Origin of the sequence: Gloeotrichia echinulata CP02 (assembly GCA_038087035.1) — a bacterium.
Classification (GTDB): domain Bacteria; phylum Cyanobacteriota; class Cyanobacteriia; order Cyanobacteriales; family Nostocaceae; genus Gloeotrichia; species Gloeotrichia echinulata.
Window position 1 is genome coordinate 6,008,792 of the sequence record CP051187.1, and the last position, 20,990, is coordinate 6,029,781.

The 20,990-nt window shown below is 42.9% G+C and carries 14 protein-coding genes and 3 pseudogenes; 12 read left to right on the forward strand and 5 right to left on the reverse strand.

Annotated elements, in window-relative coordinates:
* Window positions 1-210 precede the first annotated feature (210 nt).
* The 4 genes and pseudogenes from HEQ19_26735 to HEQ19_26745 all read left to right on the forward strand — a co-directional run bounded on the left by HEQ19_26735 (window position 211) and on the right by HEQ19_26745 (window position 2,678).
* Window positions 211-786 (forward strand): annotated as a pseudogene (locus tag HEQ19_26735) (ATP-binding protein).
* Window positions 787-1,140: 354 nt separating this feature from the next.
* Window positions 1,141-1,347, forward strand: coding sequence for a hypothetical protein (locus HEQ19_31405; protein WZI67033.1), 207 nt, complete (start codon window positions 1,141-1,143; stop codon window positions 1,345-1,347).
* Window positions 1,348-1,512: 165 nt separating this feature from the next.
* On the forward strand, window positions 1,513-1,992 hold the full coding sequence (locus HEQ19_31410; protein ID WZI67034.1) for a transposase family protein: 480 nt from the start codon (window positions 1,513-1,515) through the stop codon (window positions 1,990-1,992).
* 221 nt (window positions 1,993-2,213) lie between these two features.
* On the forward strand, window positions 2,214-2,678 hold the full coding sequence (locus HEQ19_26745; protein WYM02533.1) for a hypothetical protein: 465 nt from the start codon (window positions 2,214-2,216) through the stop codon (window positions 2,676-2,678).
* A gap of 130 nt (window positions 2,679-2,808) precedes the next feature.
* Here the strand turns inward: HEQ19_26745 and HEQ19_26750 are convergent.
* Window positions 2,809-2,901 (reverse strand): annotated as a pseudogene (locus tag HEQ19_26750) (nuclear transport factor 2 family protein).
* A 106-nt stretch (window positions 2,902-3,007) separates the two neighbouring features.
* Between HEQ19_26750 and HEQ19_26755 the strand changes: the two are divergent.
* Window positions 3,008-3,379: pseudogene (locus HEQ19_26755) on the forward strand (hydantoinase).
* A gap of 12 nt (window positions 3,380-3,391) precedes the next feature.
* Here HEQ19_26755 and holB read toward each other — a convergent pair.
* Window positions 3,392-4,360: a DNA polymerase III subunit delta' gene (gene holB, locus HEQ19_26760; protein WYM02534.1), complete on the reverse strand. Its 969-nt coding sequence runs from the start codon at window positions 4,358-4,360 to the stop codon at window positions 3,392-3,394.
* Window positions 4,361-4,653: 293 nt separating this feature from the next.
* Between holB and HEQ19_26765 the strand changes: the two genes are divergently transcribed.
* Entirely contained in the window at window positions 4,654-5,091 is a 438-nt protein-coding gene (locus HEQ19_26765; GenBank protein WYM02535.1) for a hypothetical protein, read from the forward strand.
* Window positions 5,092-5,546: 455 nt separating this feature from the next.
* Here HEQ19_26765 and HEQ19_26770 read toward each other — a convergent pair whose 3' ends face one another.
* Window positions 5,547-7,496, reverse strand: coding sequence for an amino acid transporter (locus HEQ19_26770; protein WYM02536.1), 1,950 nt, complete (start codon window positions 7,494-7,496; stop codon window positions 5,547-5,549).
* A 223-nt stretch (window positions 7,497-7,719) separates the two neighbouring features.
* On the opposite strand from HEQ19_26770, the gene HEQ19_26775 reads away from it, so the two are divergent.
* Window positions 7,720-10,479 (forward strand): CHASE2 domain-containing protein, encoded by a 2,760-nt coding sequence (locus tag HEQ19_26775; GenBank protein ID WYM03645.2) that lies wholly within the window; start codon window positions 7,720-7,722, stop codon window positions 10,477-10,479.
* A 93-nt stretch (window positions 10,480-10,572) separates the two neighbouring features.
* Here the strand turns inward: HEQ19_26775 and HEQ19_26780 are convergent, their stop codons facing one another.
* Window positions 10,573-11,316, reverse strand: a complete 744-nt coding sequence (locus HEQ19_26780) for a DUF928 domain-containing protein (protein WYM02537.1) — start codon at window positions 11,314-11,316, stop codon at window positions 10,573-10,575.
* A gap of 875 nt (window positions 11,317-12,191) precedes the next feature.
* On the opposite strand from HEQ19_26780, the gene HEQ19_26785 reads away from it, so the two are divergent.
* Together HEQ19_26785 and HEQ19_26790 are read left to right on the forward strand one after the other, a co-directional pair.
* Complete coding sequence (locus HEQ19_26785) at window positions 12,192-14,780, forward strand: cation-translocating P-type ATPase (GenBank protein WYM02538.1); 2,589 nt, start codon at window positions 12,192-12,194, stop codon at window positions 14,778-14,780.
* Window positions 14,781-14,924: 144 nt separating this feature from the next.
* The gene (locus HEQ19_26790; GenBank protein ID WYM03646.1) at window positions 14,925-15,209 is read left to right on the forward strand and encodes a peptidase; all 285 of its coding nucleotides are present in this window, start codon (window positions 14,925-14,927) and stop codon (window positions 15,207-15,209) included.
* Window positions 15,210-15,379: 170 nt separating this feature from the next.
* Here HEQ19_26790 and HEQ19_26795 read toward each other — a convergent pair whose 3' ends face one another.
* The gene (locus HEQ19_26795) at window positions 15,380-15,676 is read right to left on the reverse strand and encodes a DUF3288 family protein (GenBank protein WYM02539.1); all 297 of its coding nucleotides are present in this window, start codon (window positions 15,674-15,676) and stop codon (window positions 15,380-15,382) included.
* A gap of 297 nt (window positions 15,677-15,973) precedes the next feature.
* Between HEQ19_26795 and HEQ19_26800 the strand changes: the two genes are divergently transcribed.
* From HEQ19_26800 to HEQ19_26810, 3 genes are all read left to right on the forward strand, one after another.
* Window positions 15,974-18,424: an ATP-dependent Clp protease ATP-binding subunit gene (locus HEQ19_26800; GenBank protein WYM02540.1), complete on the forward strand. Its 2,451-nt coding sequence runs from the start codon at window positions 15,974-15,976 to the stop codon at window positions 18,422-18,424.
* Window positions 18,425-19,087: 663 nt separating this feature from the next.
* On the forward strand, window positions 19,088-20,230 hold the full coding sequence (locus tag HEQ19_26805) for an AAA family ATPase (GenBank protein WYM02541.1): 1,143 nt from the start codon (window positions 19,088-19,090) through the stop codon (window positions 20,228-20,230).
* On the forward strand, window positions 20,227-20,988 hold the full coding sequence (locus HEQ19_26810) for a DUF3226 domain-containing protein (GenBank protein WYM02542.1): 762 nt from the start codon (window positions 20,227-20,229) through the stop codon (window positions 20,986-20,988). The genes HEQ19_26805 and HEQ19_26810 overlap by 4 nt, the downstream gene beginning before the upstream one ends.
* Window positions 20,989-20,990 lie beyond the last annotated feature (2 nt).

Here is a 20,990-nt window from a genome sequence, read left to right on the forward strand (position 1 = left end):
AATGACAAATTATGAATTATGAATTATGGATTACAAATAATGATAATTGTATTTAAAATCACTCACAATGAGTAATTTCCTAAACTAATATTGGATGGTTAATTGTCAAGAATATATCTTTATTTTTAGGTATTTTTGCTCAAAAAATTCTCTGATCTGCTGGTAAATATATCTCGCAATTAACGTGATAAAACCTACAGGAGAATGAATATGGCTGTAGATTTGCGTAAATTTTTTCAAGCTACGAATCCCAGTAAAACTCTGGTGGTAGAAAATATTGAAGACCAGAAGTATTATATTGATTTTTCTTCGGTACGCGGCGGTAAGATTATTGAGGAACTGAAAGATAATATTGCCTATTTCTCTCCTGATGAACCAACTTGTGTTTTATTTACTGGACATATTGGGTGTGGAAAATCTACAGAATTGCTGCGATTAAAAGCAGAATTAGAAGTAGCTGGTTTCCATGTAGTTTATTTTGAATCGAGTCAAGATTTAGAAATGGCTGATGTGGATATTGGTGATTTTCTGTTGGCGATGGCTACGCCCGCCTTCGGCATCGCTCGTCGTGTCAGTCAAAGTTTGGATAAAATTAACATTGCTGAACCAACGATTTTAAAGGAATTGTTGCAAGGTGCATTGAAGATGTTGAACGCTGATGTTACAGGTGTTAAACTCAAGCTGCCGATGGTTGGTGATGTTGGTGTGTCTCATGAAGGCGAAAAGTTTTCTTTAGCCTTTGGTATTGGCGAAATCACAACGAAGACGAAAAGTGATGCGAGATTGGCTCTTCCGTACTTAGCGTGCTGAATTTGTTAAAAAATAAGTTTGAAACCCTTGTGTGGCTCCGATAAAAGCCATTATTTTTTGTATTTGAGCTACTGTTACTAAAAATCAAATTATAAACGCCTGTAAGCCTTGTTATTAAAGCAATTTAATCGACTTTCATTAATAATTAAGCACGCTACACACGCAAGAGCCGGATTTATATAGCAGGTGAAACCCACAATATACTCCCCAATAGACCTGTCCGGAATATTATCTGGGTGCCCAAAAAATGGTAGAACGGAATTTTGACCGTCTACCAAAATGAAAAATCCACTTCATTATATTCAACAATATCCGCACCGCGCAAAACAAATGCTCGGAATAAGCAACGACCAGTTTCGAGACTTATTAGCCCAAGCCGAGATCCATCATAAACAAATTCAAGCTGAGATAGAACGTAATAAGGTGCGTATAAATCAGAAAGGAGGAGGACGTAAACCGAAACTAGAGATAAAGGAAGAGGTATGTTTATGTTTATTTTACTTGAGACAAATGCCAACATTTGAGGTTTTAGGGTGACAATTTGGAATATCAAAAACTGAGGCTAATGATACGTTTCATTACTGGCTAGGGGTATTAGGGGAGATATTACCTGCTAGCCTGCTCGATCAAGTTGAAAAAAATCACAGTGATTACGCGATCGCCTTAGAACTATTGAAAGAATTTCAATTAATCGTGGACAGCATGGAACAACCACGGGAACGCCCTTGCAACAATCAGGAACAGAAAGAATATTTCTCAGTCAAGAAGAAACAGCACACATTTAAAAACCAATTTATTATCCTACCAGAAGGAAAAGATATTGTCGATGTAGAGGTGGGAGAGAAGGGTCCGACAAGTGACATTAGCTTGTTTCGGGAGCAACAAGAAAAGTTTGAAGCCGACCAAATGTTTGAAGGTGATAAGGCGTATCAAGGAGGAGAGAATATTACGACTCCCCATAAGAAGCCACGAAAAGCAGAATTAACTACAAAGCAAAAAGCAGAAAACAAAGAGTTTTCGAGTAAACGCATCTTTGTTGAACACGTAATTAGACTCGTCAAAATTTTCCAGATTGCACGGGAAAGATTTCCACTTCATTCTCGAACTTACGAGCAGGTAATTCTTACCATTTGTGGATTGGTTCGACTCAGAATCGGTGCGCTAATTTTGCCATTTTCATAAAAGTTGTAAACATGAGGTAAGTTATGAATTAGCTATCAACAGTTTTACAGATAGTTGCTATCAGTAATTATCCCAAACCCTTATTCTTACGTTGGATCTGGTTAACAGTCAACGCTGTCCAAAACCAGGCTCAGAGCGTGTTGTAAATTTTCGGACGAGTCTAATCCCCAGTCCCCAATCCTGCTACGATGTGATTATCACTGCTTTAATTCTCATTGGTGATGAATAAACCATTGGATGAAACCCTTTCGATCACAATTGCTGAACGTATCAAAAGCAAAGCTAGTAAACCATTTGATAATGCTTACAGAGCAGCACTGGTTACTGAAGGAGCAAAGTATGTCCAGGGATTTTTAGTTTTTGCGGGTCAACCATACCAACTGATTGAACACGGTTGGATTGAGTTGAGCGATCGCATTATTGACCCCACCCTACCATACCTACAGAAAAACCCCCAAGAACTTTGGTACTTTCCCGCACAGAGTTTGTCAGTAAAGAAACTGAAAGCGATTATTGAAGAATCGAAAGAAGATTATCCAGAAGATGACCCCCTACCAATTTACGGAGACGCACCTTATGAATATTATGGAGATGTGATGTTAGGTGGTCAAGACTACTTGCAAGCCTATCAAGCTGCAGAGGCTAAGTGCAAAGAAATCAATCAAATAAATGTTGAGAATAATTAATATTAATATTTTTGTACATTGTAGGGTGCGTCAGAAGCGAGAAATCCTTGACATCGCCAGATATTATTGGTACTGACGCACCCTACCCTATCTAAAGTACTGACTACAAATCAAATTTCAGATACCCAACTTAATACGATTTACCATCGCTACCAAAATATTCACGATAGCTACAAATTTTATCTCCACGCACATCAAAAGAAACTGCAATCCGATTTTTGTAAGAAAATTGTCGTAGGGGCACGGCACGAATAAAATTGTCGTTATAAGAAAAAATTGTGGATGTTCCCTACAGTGTATATCATTCGAGGCTAACTGAACTGTATTGTAATAAAGGCGGCTCTTACAAAGATTTTTTCCCAGAAGTGTTAGCACTATCACAAGGTAATTTTTTTGTTGATTACGGCTATCATATCGCCCCAATTAGCGGTCAGCATATTGATGAAATGCAAATGCTATTTGAGGAGTATGGAATTGGCTCATTTAAAATTTTTATGTTTTACGGCGGTTATGGTTTGCATGGTCTTTCTGAACAACAAAACCTCTTCTTGATGATAAACAAAGAAGAAAGGTATGACTTTGCTCATTTTGAATTCATTATGCGCGGTCTAACCAAGCTAAGAGAATTGTATCCCGAAGCGAGCGATCGCCTGAGCCTCAGTCTTCATTGTGAAGTAGCCGAAATTCTCAACGCCTACACTGCTTATTGATAATCAATTTTGCATATTTAATTGTTGATATATGTACACAAGTGTGCATTCCCAAACAAGGCGGGGTTGGGCGTAACAAAGTAGAAATTTGCGGGCTTGTTCTAGTTGGTTAATCATACCTGGTTGATACCACTGGTGCCAGTAATAATGTTGGAGATAATCGACTAACCCTAGTTGTGCTTCTGTATCTAAGTCCTGATCAATTTTTTTGGCTAATTCCAAAGCATTGCGGTAGGATTGAGGCGCTTTTGTGACTTTTTCCAGTAACTCTGGAGAAATTGTTTGTAATTGCTCATAAGATGCGATCGCACTGCCGGGACTACCAGCTGCTATCCTCAATACTGCTGGATCTTGCAAAATTTCCCCATGTCCGCTTTGGGTCAGTACCAGGGTCAAAGCGGATGCATCTAAGCGATAAAAGGGAATGCGTTGACAGCGTGACACCAATGTCGGTAATATAGACTCTGGTGTTGGTGCTATTAAAATCAGCGTTGCCTGTCCTGGTTCTTCTAAAGTTTTGAGTAAGGCATTGGCTGCAGCTTCTGCCATTGTTTCAGCTTGTTCTACCACTACCACATTTCTCGGTGCTTCCATTGGTGGACGACCCAGAAACTGAGTAATTTCCCGAATTTGTTCTAGCCGAATCACCGGCGGCGCTTTTCGCTTGAGTCCTTTTTCTGCGGCTTCTGCTGGTGTAAGTCGTTGTCCCTGATGAAGATAGGTTGGTTGCACCCAGAATAAATCAGGGTGATTACCTTGACGCAACCTGTTTTGTAGGGTCGCGATTAATTCTGTCTCTACACTACTCGAAAATAGCAATTGCACAAAGCAGCGTGCGGCTAAACTCCGCCCCACACCATCTGGACCGACAAACAGATACGCCGGAGCAATCCTGTTTTGTCTGACAGCCTGAGTCAGTAATTCTGCAGCTTGTTGTTGTCCTACCAGTGATGCAAATGGGTCATTTGTCATTTGTCATTTGTCATTTGTCATTTGTCATTTGTCATGAATTAGTTTACAGCAATTTTCACGCAATAACGACAGACCCTCGTAGGGGCGCAAGGCCTTGCGCCCCTACCGCGTGGTCTATTTATCTGAAAACTGCTGTAATTTTAGCGGTGTATAATACGGATACCAAAATCTACCTTCATGGTATTTAAAAGATATTTTGGTCAAATCTTTAAGTTAGGAAATAAAGGTTCTTCCATTAGTCACAAAAATTAGGAGATGATAAATCAAGCAATTTGATACTTAGGAGAATCGAAATGGGACTGAGCGACGAACTGTTGAATTCTAACAATAAGGCTTCGATCGTAGCAGACTGCTGCACCATGATAGATGAACAGCTAGCTTCCAAGTCAGGCGTGAGTGGTTTGGCACTTAAAGCCGCCTTCGCCGCCCTTAAGGGAGTTAAACCAGGGTATATCCCCGATGTCGTCGAGTCCCTCCTCCCTCCGTGCTTCACCGCACTTGATCCCATCTGGAGTGAGGGAGTGCAACAAGGTGAACCAGTAGAATACCTGACAGCGAATAGCTCTCGGACTGCAGACGCGCTGCTGGGTGTTACCGACGCAAAGGTCAAGAATACGAAGCGCCAAATTGTCCGAGGAACCTATGATAAATTCCGTAATTCCGCCAAGAAACATGTGGAGGAGGCGGTACCAGACTTAGCTAAAGTAATTGGTAAATATGCTAAAAACTAGCTTAAATTGACATTCCCACCCCTCAAAGGATACCGAGTCGCGAATGGTAGGTCTGACCCCTCACGGTACGGTAAAATCAGGGTTTTTGGCGTCTTTCGATGATCTTCTGGGGCGTAAGGCCTTGCGCCCCTACCTCGTGGTCTATTTACCTGAAAATTGCTGTAAAATCAGACAAACTAGTAGTCCGTCAACCAATGCCCGGATTTTAGATTTGCGTCCTTCGTAGCGTAAAGCCTACGGCATAGCTGCGCTTAGAGCGACGTAGGAGCGTCTTTTGGATTGACCCCGACCACAAGGGGCAAACAATTTTAGATTTGGGTGGGATTAAATCCAAAATCTAAAATTCTGCGGGGTCTGCAAGGTACCCCAAAAATCTAAAATCCAAAACTTGTACTGAGCGAAGTCGTTGGCGTAGCCTCTCGTAGAGAAGTATCCAAAATCTAAAATTCGGAGGGTCAACCACCGACATGGATACCAGGACGTTGGTGAGGATTCTTTTCCGCTCGACGTAGTACTTCACGGGTGACTACAGCAATATCACCCTCACCAAACAAGATAAAACGCAGCAAATATTGTATGGGGTTTCCCTCTACCCAGCCGAAGTAAGCGTGGGGGATTTTACCTGTTTGGTCGCGAATATACAGAAGTAAAGCGGCGATCGCATTGGGTACTGCTGCACTTTCAGCCCGGAGGATGCGATAATCACCAACTTGGACTCCTTTTACTCTGATGACATCCGCAAATTCCGAAGCATCAGATACGAGAATTTCGAGAAATAAAATGGGATCGGCGGGTGGAATATGGTTGTCTTCGCGCACCTCTTTTTCTTTGATCAAATACTCTTGAATATCGCCGGTATTCAATCGATTTGCAATTAATCGAATTGCTCCTTGGCTCTCTTCTGCTAGTAATTCGCGAGCATTTTCGTCCAGTTCAATTCGCTCTGCTCGCAGTTCAGTTGAACGCCAAACGCGAGAAATTAGGGAGGTAATAATGATTGCACCGATGAAAAATGTGGCAATTTTAATCCCCTCTGGTCTTTCGATGATATTGACAATAGTGGTATATAAAAACAACAGTGTGATGATGCCAAAAGCGAGTGTTTTTCGCTTCGATCTCTGATGCTGGGCTGATAGAGTCACAGCAAAGGCGGCGGAGGTGATTAACACCAGCACACCAGTGGCGTAAGCCCCACCCTGGGCTTCGACGTTAGCCTGGAAGATAATTGTGACGACAAAGGCGATCGCCGTATAGACCAAGACTAAAGGCCGCCCTACTCGTGCCCAATTGGGTGCCATGCCATAGCGTGGCAGGTAGCGAGGTACAATATTCAGTAGTCCTGCCATTGCCGATGCACCTGCAAACCAGAGTATGGACATGGTGCTGAGGTCGTAAATTGTGCCAAAACCATTACCTAGATACAAATGTCCTAGGTAAGCAAGGGCCCGTCCATTGGCTTTACCCCCAGCGGCAAATTCTGCAGTGGGAATCAGTAAAGTAGTAATAAAGCTGCTGGTGAGCAAAAAGAAGCTCATAATCACAGCAGCAGCCGTCAGCAGCTTGCGTGTATTTTGAATCCGTCCTCTGGGTTGCTCCTGGGTGTCGGTACTGCTACCTTGTACGAGGGGCATAACGGTCACGCCAGTTTCAAAGCCTGACAATCCTAGTGCTAACCTGGGGAATAAGAGGATAGCTATGCCCAGGATGACCAAGGGGTTGGAATGACCTGCAAAAAGTGCAGTTTGCCAATTGGCGATCGCTTCTGGGTGAATCACAATCTGATACAAACCGACACCAATCAGAATAAAATTTAACAGCAGATAAACGCCAACCAAAAATACTGCAATACCGATAGCTTCTCGGAAACCTCGCAAAAAAACTGCCCCAAGTAATGCAACTAAAATCAGGGTGATGGCGATCGCCTGATTGTGTAGTAAACTTGGGGCTAGGGGATTTTCGATGATATGGGCTGTCGCATCAGCAGCCGAAAGGGTAATGGTGATGATAAAATCGGTTGCCACAAAGCCGAGGAGGCAAAGTACAAGTAATTTACCTTGCCACCAAGAAAGCAAATGCTCTAGCATGGCAATAGACCCTTCCCCATGAGGGCTTTTGGCAGCAATCCGCCGATAGATTGGCAATGCACCAAACAGCGTCAACAGAACTAGAATTAGGGTAGCTATCGGAGAAAGCGCGCCTGCTGCTAAGGCTGCAATACCAGGTTGATAGCCTAGGGTTGAGAAATAATCTACACCTGTCAAGCACATAACCTGCCACCAAGGATGCTGGCGGTGCGCTTCTTCTTTGCGGTAAGGGCCTGCGTTCTCTCGTCTATCTTCTTCGAGCAACCAGGAGATTAAGCGTTGATTGAGTGGTTTTCTGGAAAAAACAATCGGTTTAGTCATCAAATCACACTTGTATTGTAAAATTGCCTTTGTAATTTCTTTGAGCCTTTGTGGTTGATGAAAAATTTTTGAACTATAAAGACAAGTTTTAACATTATTTCTCTTTTAATTTTCCCAAGATACCACACCCAGCCTTTCTTAGAGGATGTTGGAAAAATTCTACAAAACTTTGAGAAACGGGTATAATTCACTAAAACTGCTCACCTAATCACAAATTACTCTAGTGCGCTATCGATACCAAGTTGGTGGCACTTTAACTGGTGAAGATCCCAGCTATGTTGAAAGACAAGCGGATGTAGAATTCTATGAAGCCCTGAAACAAGGTGGATTTTGCTACGTCCTCAACTCTCGGCAAATGGGTAAATCATCACTGATGGTAAGAACAAGTTATCGTCTGCAAAAAGAAGGTTTTAAATGTATCACAGTTGATTTGACAAACATTGGTAGTGAAAATATTACCCCAACTCAATGGTACAAGGGATTAGTAGGTGAGTTGTGGTTGGGCTTTGAACTTTTAGAGAAATTAAACTTAAAAACCTGGTGGCAAGAACAGGATGACTTTTCTTTAGTTCAGAAACTAAATCGGTTCATTTCGGAAGTATTGTTGGTTCAGTTTCCCAACGAAAAATTGTTGATATTTTTTGATGAAATTGATAGTATTCTCGGTCTTAATTTCTCAGTAGATGATTTTTTTGCCTGGCTGCGTTTCTGCTATAATCAACGAGCCACTAATCCAGAATATCAACGCCTAACTTTTGCCATTTTTGGTGTAGCCACTCCATCTGATTTAATTCGCGATAAAAAGCGCACTCCATTTAATATTGGTCAAGCCATAGAACTGCAAGGTTTTACCTTAGATAAAATCCAGCCATTAGCTCAGGGATTGAAGGACAAAGCTGTTAATGAAAAGGCAGTTATTAAAGAGATATTATATTGGACAGGAGGACAGCCTTTTCTCACGCAAAAGTTGTGTAAATTAGTGGTGAGTGCGAATCAAGATGTAATCAGTGATCCCTTGACTATTCCCTCTAATTATGAAAAAATTTGGGTAGAAAATATTGTAAAGTCACGCATAATTGAAAAGTGGGAATCTGACGATGAGCCGGAGCATTTACGGACGATTCGTAATCGCCTCCTTTATGACGAACAAATGGCAGGGCGGTTATTGGGAATCTATCAGCAAATTCTGCTGGGAGAGGGAGTACCAAGCGATGACAGTCGAGAACAGATTGAACTACTACTATCGGGTTTGGTGGTCAATAAGCAGGGACAACTGAAGGTAAAAAACCCAATTTATCAAGCAGTTTTTAATTTAGAATGGGTGGCTAAACAACTAGATAATCTGCGTCCTTATGCACAAAACTTACAGGCTTGGATAACATCAGAACAGCAAGATGAGTCCCAGCTATTAAAAGGAATAAGATTGCAAGCAGCACTGGCTTGGTCAGAAAATAAAAGGCTCACTGACTTAGATTATCGCTTTCTCTCTGCAAGTCAGGAACTAGAAAAGCGAGAAATTGAAACCTATTTAGCAGCCGAGAAAAAGTCCAGACAAATTGAACGAGAAAAAGCACAATTTGCTCTGCAAGCGGCCAAGCAAGCTAATCAAATTCTGACAGATGCTAGAAAAACAGCTAAACGAAATTCCCACAAATTACGATTGGGTAAACTTTGGATAGCTAGCATTGCGGCGGTAGTAGCCAGTTTAGTTATTCTTTTTCGGTTTACCGGACTACTACAGGGAATCGAGTTGACAATGCTAGATTATTTTTTTCAGGCACGTCCAAAAGCAGAAATTAACCGTCGGATTGCAATTATTACAATTGACGAGCCTGATATTCAGAAAATAGGTCATTATCCTCTACAAGATCAGGTTTTGGCTCAAGTAATTCAAACCTTAAAAAGTTACAAAGCTAGAGCAATCGGACTGGATTTATATCGAGATTTACCTGTAGAACCAGGTCATCAAGAATTAGTAGAAGTCTTTAAAACAACTCCGAATCTGGTTGGTATTGAGAAAGTTGTCGGTAGCCAAATTTCTCCGCCGCCTGTTTTAGCACAATTAGATCAAGTGGGTCTTGCTGATCAGGTTTTAGATACAGATGGTAAGGTGCGTCGTGGTTTACTTTCAGTGCGATTGCCAAACCGTAAAATTAGGCTAAATCTCGGCTTGAAACTAGCTCTATATTATCTTAAAGCTGAAGGCATCATCCCTCAACCCATGCCCAAGGATCATCAAATGCGATTGGGGAAAGCAGTGCTTGTTCCTTTTGGACCTAATGACGGGGGTTATGTTCGGGCTGATGCAGGTGGATATCAAATTTTACTCAACTTTTATGGTACAGAGGAACAGTTTGAGACCTTCGCGATCGCAGATTTATTAGACAATAAAATCCCGACACAAAAGATGCAGGATGCGATCGCCGGACGTATCGTTTTGATTGGCGCAACGGCTGAAAGTCTCAATGATTTATTTCAAACCCCCTATAGTACACAAAAAGAAGGCCAACCAAAACAAATGGCTGGGGTGCTAATTCACGCCAACATCATCAGCCAGATTTTGGGTGGAGCCTTGTCAAGACGACCGATGCTGCTTTGTTGGTCAGAACAAGTTGAGTGGTTGTGGATTTTGCTCTGGTCTGGGCTGGGAGCAGCATTCAGTTGGCAGATAAAATCACGCAGAAATTTAGTTATTATTATTATAATTGCTGGCGGAGGAGTCGTAGGAATTGCCTACCTTGCCTTTTTACTAGGTTACTGGATTCCTTTAATCCCGCCAATGATCGCTTTAGTAATTGCTGCTATTACATTACCAATTGTCACTATTAAGCAGTTAGAGAAAATAGAACTCCGTCAGACTGTACAATTATTAATTGCTATCACTCAGGAGCAACCTGCTGCAGGACAGATTGCGATTGAATATCTCAAGCAAGCAGAAAGTCAGGAAAATCAGGCTTTAATTGAGCAGATAATTGGTAATTAAACCCACTATAGCGTTTCTCGCCCTAGTTAGGTACACTCGTAGGGGCACGGCAATGCCGTGCCCCTACACATCGCGATATGATGTGGAATGAGCTTAATCAGGAGTTTCAGAAACAACTGCACCGAGTTGTACAGAATTTAACAAATCTTTCCACAGCTTAGTTAGTTGGGCATCGTCGGGATGCGATCGCCTAGCTTCTACGATTACTCTGAGCATATCATACCAATAACCCTTGTTAGCATACCATTCTGCTTGCTCAATCAAAGATTTTTGCCTAAGTTCGCTCTCGATTTTTGGGGTTTTGGCTACTCGTTGTACCCAACCTCTAACAACAGGATCATCAGGTTGTACAGTTTTTCCACAGACAAGTATTAAAGACCACTGGTAATTTTTACCTACTTCCAAGGGTGGTTTGTCATCAGGTAGAGTAAAACTCACAATCTGTTCGTCAGCAGTGATGGGTAAAAATGCTCTCTGGTAATATTTTCCGGCTTCATCTTGAAACGTCAACACAACTTGCTGTGCTGAGGTTTTAGGTAAGCTAATAAAGATAGTTGGATGCTCGGCAAATGTTAAGCCATAGTTACGTTTTGGCATTAAAGGCCGAATCGATTGAGTATCTTCGGAACACTTGAGTCCATCACGAGAACCAGCACCGGAAGAACCCTTTGGTTTGTCGTCCCCTGGTGGCTCAAAATTCTCGTGAAAAATAATACCTTCTGGTAAAGTGTGTCTGCTTTCTAATTGGGATTGAGCTCTAACAGCCAGTCCAGGGAGGAGCAAGAGTTGCCAGAATAGACTCAGGGTAAAGAATCTAAATATATGAGATAAATTCATCAGCACTTAAGTTCCATGAAGAAGAAATAATCACTCAACTTCTGCGTATAAGCCCGCTTGATATCCGGAAGATATACAAAAATAATTACAAAATAGTACGGTAGGCATAAGATCTGGTGGGGTGATCTGAGATATCTTTGACATACTCCCCGCCCTAAAAGGGCGGAGATTCTGGAGTCAAACAGCAATTGCTGGCATGGCCAGTCTAACATCACCTAACCCATAACGAGGATATCGCGCTCACCCCCCCCCAATACTGCTCGGTTAAGGGATTTCTTGGTTGAGGCAAGCAGGGGGAGCAGGGGGAGAAATGGAGGCAAGGGAAGAGTTTTGCCTCCCCTGCTTCCCCTGCCTCCCCTGCCTCCCCTGCAAATCCTACGCAGTATTGACCCCCCCCCTACGACTTCGGGACGTAGAGAAAGCAACGGTCAGAAAAATCTTTTAAACAAATTATGTCTAACCAAGCTTCTGAGCATCTTCAGCAAAATAGTGAAAAAATTTTACAAATATGGGAGTCTTCGCGCCGACTTCTAATCAACTGAAAAGACCATCATAGCGCGAAGTGAGAGTTTTTTTACATGCTGGTAGTCAATCCAAAATTAACAGGACTTACGCTAGTACTCTGTCAAGATAAAAATGATGGACTGTAGTGCGGGCATCTTGCCCGCGTGAGCGAGACGCTCACACTACCAAAAATCCCTCAAAACAAAATTGACAGACTACTAGTGTCACATTTAAACAATGGTGCGTGACGCCACAAGTCTTGTAACTACGTAAAATATTTATCGCTGCGTCACGCACCCTACGATTATTATTGTGCCCGGAGAGTAGGTCCTAATTAATTTAAACACAGTCCCACAGTCCCAGAGGAAAAAATGGCTCAGAAAATAGAACTCCAATCTATCACAGGGCTATCGGCATCCACTGCTGCCACTCACCTGAAACAAGAAGGGTACAATGAGCTACCATCTACCCAACATCGCAACATCTGGGGAATCGCCCTAGAAATGTTCCAAGAGCCTATTTTCCTCCTGTTGCTAGGCTGTGGTGTGATTTACTTGTTTTTGGGTGATGCTCAAGAAGCCTTAATTCTACTAGGCTTTGTCTTCTTCATTGTCGGCATCAACTTATACCAAGAACAAAAAACGGAAAAATCACTAGAAGCATTACGTGACCTCTCCAGTCCTCGTGCATTAGTTATCCGTGATGGCGAACGCCAACGGATTGCGGGACGGGAGGTAGTGCGTGAAGATGTAATTGTTTTATCAGAAGGAGATAGAATTCCTGCGGATGCTGTGGTGATTTGGTCTAATAATTTGAGCATTGATGAGTCTCTGTTAACAGGTGAATCCTTACCTGTACGCAAGCAAGCGGTAGAGAATAGTACAGAGATAGAAAGTACCACACAAACTGCAACACAGCATCGTCCTGGTGGCGAGGATTTGCCTTTTGTATATTCGGGAACCCTAATAGTCCAAGGTCAGGGTATTGCCCAAGTATATGCTACAGGTATGCAGACAGAAATGGGCAAGATTGGTAAAGCTTTGCAGACTGTAGAACAGGAAGATACTGTTTTGCAACGGGAAACTCGGCGTATTGTTAGTAAGCTGACGTTTGTGGCGATCGCCATCTGTGTGGCTGTAATCGTGATTTACGGTGCGACTAGGGGCGATTGGCTACAAGGAATTTTAGCAGGTTTAGCCCTAGCGATGGCAATTTTGCCCAATGAAATTCCTGTAGTCTTAGCAATTTTTCTGGCTTTGGGTGCTTGGAGATTCTCCCTGGCTAGGGTTTTAACTCGTCGCATTCCCGTAGTGGAAACTCTAGGTTCTACTACCGTTCTTTGTGTAGATAAAACTGGGACGCTGACTTTTAACCGCATGTCAGTTCAGCAATTATTCGTATCTCCCAATTTTTATGATGTCACCTTGCACGAACGAGAAGCACTCCCAGAAAATTTTCATGAGTTAATCGAATTTGGGATTTTAGCCAGTCGCAAAGACCCCTTCGACCCAATGGAAAAAGCCCTCAAACAAGTGGGTGATGACTATTTAGCCAGAACCGAACATTTACATCAAGATTGGGAGATATTGCGCGAGTATCCCCTCACAGGTGAATTACTAGCGATGTCTTGTGTTTGGGAATCTCCAGAGAAAAGATTGGTGATTGCTACCAAAGGTGCGCCGGAAGCGATCGCTGATCTGTGTCATTTTAACGCCCAACAAATGCGGGATCTAGAACAGCATATTGGTACAATGGCCAGCACAGGCTTGCGGGTTTTGGGTATAGCCAAAGCAATCGGAACACATCAGACTGACAACCAGTTAAACTCTCTTCCTGAGAAACAACATGACTTTAAATTTGCATTTTTGGGTCTGGTAGGTATGGCTGATCCGGTGCGTCCCACAGTAGCGCCAGCCATTGCTGAGTGCTACACTGCTGGTATTCGGGTGGTCATGATCACAGGTGATTATCCCGCAACAGCCCAAAATATTGCTCGCCAAATCGGATTGACACCCGCTACACAAGTCATCACCGGCACAGAACTAGAGCAGATGATAGAAGGGGAGTTACTTTCCAGGATTCAAACCGTAAATATCTTTGCGCGGGTTGTTCCAGAGCAAAAATTACTGATTGTTAACGCCTTAAAACGCTGCGGTGAAATTGTAGCCATGACGGGGGATGGCGTAAATGACGCCCCAGCCTTAAAATCGGCACATATTGGGATTGCGATGGGCCAACGGGGTACAGATGTAGCGCGGGAGTCTGCGGACTTAGTATTGCTAGATGATGATTTTTCTTCCATTGTTCAGTCCATCAGGCTAGGACGAAGAGTATTTGACAACCTGAAAAAAGGTATGGCTTATACTTTAGCAGTTCATATACCCATTGCCGGGATGTCCTTAATTCCGGTAATATTTCATTGGCCTTTGGTGTTACTCCCTATTCACATTGCCTTTTTACACTTAATTATCGATCCAGCTTGTACTGTAGTATTTGAGGCAGAGCCAGAAGAAAGTAATGTCATGAGGCGACCACCTCGCAACCCCAAAGAGCCATTATTTAGTCGGCGCACTCTGAGATTAGCAGTCCTACAAGGCTTGAGTGTATTAGTGGTACTGCTGGCTGTATTCGGTGTTGCTTTTTACTCTGGAAATGGAGAATTTGATGCCCGCGCTCTCGCATTTACCACCCTAATTATATCTAACCTGAGCATGATTCTCAGCAATCGTTCTTGGTCGCGTACCATTCCAGAGATGTTACATACTCCGAATACAGCACTGTGGTGGGTATTGGGTGGTGGAGTAGTTTTTATGGGACTAGTACTTTATGTACCTTTGTTACGCGAGCTTTTCCGTTTTTCTTTTCTCCATTTTGATGATTTAGTAGTCAGTCTCACCTCTGGGGTGTTCAGTATTTTGTGGTTTGAAGTCCTGAAAATTTGGCCCAGAAAAGGGGGTTAGGGATTGGGGACACTTCGACAAGCTCAGTGCATCGCTGGGGATTGGGGATTGGGGACACTTCGACAAGCTCAGTGCATCGCTGGGGATTGGGGATTGGGGCAAAACGGACTTGGTAAATCAAATAATTATTTTGGGATAAATACCATGAAACGAGCATTTCGTAAATATCACCGCACCCTGTCCATTATCATTTGTGTACCGCTATTATTAACTGTATTGACGGGAATGTTGACGACTATTGTCCGAGAATGGCCGATTAGTACTGGACTTTCGTCTAACCTACTATTAAAAATTCATACCGGAGAAATTGTACATTTAGAAGCTATTTACCCAATTTTGAATGGATTGGGACTGATTGGGTTACTGGTAACAGGACTAAGTATGTCAGGATTATTTGATCGCAAAAAACGGACTAACATTAATCACTAAGCTGTTATAGCAACCGCCAAAGTGCTTAGGACATTAACTGATGATAAAACCTAGACACAATCAGACTTGTAACCCAGTCCCCAGCGATGCACTGAGCGGTCGTTGTGTCCCCAGCTATTGACCGTAGGGGCGCAAGGCCTTGCGCCCCTACTTGATTGGGACTGAGGTGCTTAATTCCAATCTTGCTCTTCTTTTTTACCGCGACTTGTATAAATCCCCCCAACATCGTGCAATTGACGAGTCTTTTCAAATAATTCAGATTCGCTCAAACCCCAGTGCTGTAAGACTTTATCTAAATCCTGTTGGATGTCTCGCGCCCCTGGAAAGCCGAGATAGCGAATTCGCAGTCTAGCTAATTCTGCCAAATTGTAGTTTGTTGGCTCTTGAGCTAGTAGAATATCAATAAAGGAGCGATCGCGGTTGTAGAGAGGATGTTGTTGGTCTTTACTCCCAGATTGTTCTGTCATCGTGAGTCCTGAATGTCGAGTCCTGAGTTTTAAGTTTAGCCCAGGGAGGTAGACAGACAAATTCTCAAATACCGAGAATTTGGATGTGGGATTTGCGACTTTAAATGCAGTCAGTATGAGACTCAAAACTCAGCCCTGTCACAGACGGCAACCACACCTTATATCTTACGGCTGTCACTACTGCCATTTAAATTTAAATAAAGTTACATTGTCCTTATAGAAAATACAAAAAAGTTTAGATAAGGGTGGACAGTATATCACCCCAAAGTCCAAGCAGCAAGGGAGCAAGAACCCGTTATGTTTGAACACTTCACTTCCGAAGCAATTAAAGTAATAATGCTCGCTCAGGAGGAAGCTCGTCGCCTGGGACACAATTTTGTAGGAACTGAACAAATTCTCCTAGGTTTGATGGGAGAAGGAACTGGGGTTGCTGCTAAAGTGCTGACCGAATTGGGCGTTACACTCAAAGATGGACGTCGCGAAGTAGAAAAGATTATTGGTAGGGGTTCTGGGTTTGTACCGCCAGAAATTCCCTTTACCCCGAAGGTAAAAAGCCTCTTTGAGCAATCGTTTAAAGAAGCCCATAGTCTTGGACACAATTACATCAACACCGAACACTTACTCTTGGGATTAACCGAGGCTGGTGAAGGTGTCGCGGCTAAAGTACTGCAACATCTGGGGGTTGACCTCAAGAGTGTTCGCGCTGCTGTAATGCGTCGATTAGGTGACGATGCAACGGTTTTCGCTGCAGGTGGTCAAAAGCGCAACCAACAAACTCTCAGTTTAGAAGAGTTTGGCAGAAATTTGACCAAAATGGCAGCAGAAGGCCGACTCGACCCTGTAGTCGGTCGCGAAAAGGAAATTGAGCGTGCTATCCAAATTCTCGGTCGCCGTACCAAGAATAACCCAGTCTTGATTGGGGAACCAGGAGTTGGTAAAACGGCGATCGCCGAAGGTTTAGCTCAACGAATTATTAACCAGGATGTACCTGAAGTTTTGCTCAATAAGCAAGTCATCAGCCTGGATATGGGTTCTGTCGTCGCCGGCACTCGCTTCCGTGGCGATTTTGAAGAACGCCTGAAGAAAATCATGGAGGAAATTCGCTCCGTTGGCAATATCATCCTCGTGATTGACGAAGTTCATACCCTCGTTGGCGCTGGTGGTACAGAAGGCGGTTTGGATGCAGCAAATATCCTCAAACCAGCTTTAGCACGGGGTGAACTCCAGTGCATCGGCGCTACCACCCTCGATGAATACCGTCAGCACATCGAACGGGATGCAGCCTTAGAGCGTCGTTTTCAACCAATTTTGGTAGGGGAACCGACCGTAGAGGAAACCATCCAAATTCTTTACGGCTTACGCGTCGCTTACGAGCAACATCACAAAGTCCATATTTCTGATGCTGCTGTAATCGCCGCAGCGCAATTGTCAGACCGCTACATTAGCGATCGCTTCTTACCAGATAAAGCCATAGACTTGATTGATGAAGCTGGTTCTCGCGTGCGTCTGCGAAACTCTCAGATTTCTAGCAATAAAGAACTCAAGCGTGAACTAGTTGGCGTCAGCAAAGCCAAAGCCGAAGCCGTCAGACTCCAAGATTTTGACAAAGCTGGTAAGTTGCGCGACCAGGAATTAGAACTCATTGGTCAACTCCATCCTGAATCAGAAACTGGCAAAAAAGCCAATATCCCCATCGTGGATGAGGAAGACATCGCCCAAATCGTCGCTTCTTGGACTGGTGTACCCCTCAACAAACTGACAGAATCTGAGTCAGAATTGCTGTTGCACCTAGAAGACACCCTCCACAAACGGTTGATTGGTCAAGAGCAAGCAGTCACCGCTGTTTCTCGCGCCATCCGTCGCGCCCGTGTCGGCTTAAAGCATCCCAATCGCCCCATTGCTAGCTTTATCTTCTCTGGCCCTACCGGAGTTGGTAAAACAGAATTAGCAAAAGCATTAGCTGCTTACTTCTTCGGTGCTGAAGAAGCCATGATTCGTCTGGATATGTCCGAATACATGGAAAGCCACACCGTATCCAAGCTGATTGGTTCACCTCCTGGTTATGTAGGATACAGCGAAGGTGGACAACTTACAGAAGCGGTGCGGCGCAAACCATACACGGTGCTGCTATTCGACGAAATCGAAAAGGCGCATCCCGATGTATTTAATATGTTGCTGCAACTCTTAGATGACGGTCATCTTACGGATGCTAAAGGTCGGAAGGTGGACTTCAAGAACACCTTGATTATTTTGACTTCTAACATCGGTTCTAAAGTGATTGAAAAAGGCGGTGGCGGTTTAGGCTTTGATTTCGACAATCAAGCCGATGCTAGTTACCAGCGCATCCGCAATCTAGTCAATGAAGAACTCAAAGCTTACTTCCGTCCTGAGTTCCTCAACCGTCTCGATGACATTATCGTCTTCACCCAACTTTCTAAGGATGAAGTCAAGCAAATCGCGGAAATTATGTTAAGAGATGTTTCTAGCCGCTTGACTGAAAAAGGAATCACCTTAGAAGTTACAGAACGCTTCAAGGAGCGCGTAGTCCAAGAAGGTTACAACCCCAGCTACGGCGCCAGACCATTACGCCGGGCTATTATGCGCCTGTTAGAAGATTCCTTGGCTGAAGCGATGCTATCTGGTCAAATCACCGATGGTGACATAGCCATTGTGGATATTGACGATGACGGTCAGGTGAAAGTACAAAAATCAGAATGTCGAGAATTGCTCTTGGCTAATGTTGGCTAATATTTATACCAGTTGATTTTTGGTGTAGAATTTGATAACTAAGGTGTATCCTGCCATTGGCAGGGTCGCCTACCAGGAGCATATCCAACAAACATTAGGTGAAATGGTATTACTTATTTAGTCCCTTGGTACTTCTATCAGGGGATTTTTTTGATCAATTAAATTGTAAAAAAGCTAAGATTAAAGATTGGTATAAACTCAAGGATAAAAATATCCATCAGAGCAATCAGGATGGCTATAATGCAAGTTTAGGTTGGTTTTGACACTCTCAGGTCTAAAGACACTGAGATTCTACAGACAGAGTAAAACTCTCGCTACGACCGTCAAACGCCGTCTACCTAGTCACTCTAAGTCAAGCTTAGGTTTCTAGCTACTTTTATTTTTTCCAATGCTTTGGTGAATCCATCACTAAGCCAAGACGCGGTACGCTCCGCAACAAGCCTTTATTTGCTCTTTCCTGTCATACTGCGCCAGGACTTAAACCTAACCGTTGTTTCATAGGAGCCGGGATTTCTCCGATACTAGGATGCTTCAACACGTAGATGTTTTTTGTTCTTACTCACGATCTAATTTTAACACAAATAACACTGCGACTGAAGTCGCTCGTGCCGCTGACCACGAGCGGTCTGAAGACGCTGAGTTTCCCGCATCCCGCGAGGTCTTATGAAAAATCTTAATAGTCTAACCATCCACCAGTTTCGAGGTTTACAAAACCTGGAATTACAGGGGCTGGGACAAATCAATATACTTGTAGGAGTTAACAACGCAGGTAAAACCAGTGTACTGGAGGCAATTTCAACTTATTGTCGTCCACTAGACCTATCTGAGTGGTTAACAACAGCATGGAGAAGAGAGATCAGTCCAAACCGTAGCTCCAGGCTGGAAGCTCTCAAGTGGTTATTTCCTCAGCATAAACAAGGGAGATACCCTCAAAACTACCAAGGAAAGATATTGATGTCTGGAACAGGTGATTTTCCAGTCACGAGACTAGAAGCCACCTACCAAGAATTAGAAGGAACATGGATAACGAAAGAAACACTTGGTGATGAGGAAATTAATGAAAGCGATGAAAGTCTTGAAGACGATTTGGATAGAACCCGACAAGGCGCAGAGTTAGAGTTAAAAGTTACTACTAACCAAGGAAACTTATTTACGAGCCAAGAGGAAATTATTGAACAGTTTCAAATATGGGAGAATGACAGATTTATTCCTAAAAGAGGACAGAAAAACTTAGCATTACCTGTTGCTACTATTACTCCATTTTCCCATCGTGCAGAACGGTTTCAGATTCGACTACTTTCAGAAGCAACATTTCAAGACTTCAAACCTGAAGTTATTGAATTACTTAAATATATGGACTCAGGGATTCTTGATCTGGAGATTCTTGTACCTCCAGGACAAAGGTTATCCCGTCCTAGTATCTACATTAGCCATCAACAAACAGGTATTGCACCAATAAGTTCTTTTGGTGATGGTGTACCTCGTTTGCTATTAATGTCTTTAATGCTTGCCAGAGTACAAACAGGAATTCTGTTGATTGATGAATTAGGAACAGCTATCCATACTGAAGCCCTGCAACGTTTATTTCAGTGGCTGGTTGATTGGTCTCGAAAAATGAAAGTACAAATTTTAGCGACTACCCATAGTCTTGAAGTTATTGATGCCCTAGTGTCTGCGAACAGTCCAGAGGATGATTTAGTAGTTTATCGCTTAGAACCAGAAGAATCAAATACCAATGTAGTGAGGCTTGATAGGAATATGCTCAAAACGCTTCGGGAGGACTTAGGACAGGAGGTTCGTTGGTGAATCGGAACTATGCTCTTATTGGCGTTGAAGGTCCTCATGATGTTGCATTTGTAGGCAAAGTTCTTAAACTTCTTGGGTTCAAAAAATTTAACGGGGAGGAACGAGCTTTAGATCCATTTTGGAAAAAATTTATTCCTACATATCCAAAAACAGGGGGGAATCTATACGCAAGATTAGATATGCCCTCTATTTTTGTGACAGATACTCTCTCAGTTGCAATATATGCAGGTGGTGGAAGCAGTTTAGCTGAACGTCTATCTGCGATTCTTGCAAATCATGCACCATACCAAAAACAAATTCTTGCATTTGGAATTATTGCCGATGCTGATAATGATTTGCCGAGGAATATTGTTGAAAAATATAAAAAGACATTTCAAGTTTATTTTCCTGGATTTCCAACAGTAGGAGGAAGTATAGATTTAGGGTCTCCTCGGACAGGTATTTATGTACTTCCAGATAATACACAGCAAGGTGTACTTGAAACTATTCTTTGCACTTGTGGAAATTATGTTTATCCTCTCCATATGAACCAAGCTTCCTCCTATTTAGCTGCATTTAGTGACGAATACAAGCGTGATTGGAAGCCTTTTGATCATAGGAAAGCTTTAATAGCTACAGTGGTTAGTATCCTCAAACCAGGTAAGACTAACACGGTGAGTATTGAAGACAATGACTGGGTAAGCATTGACACTCAAAGCAATGTAGCTGCGCTTGCAAGTTTTGTGGACTTTATACAGGAGCTTTTAAATTTAAATTAAGC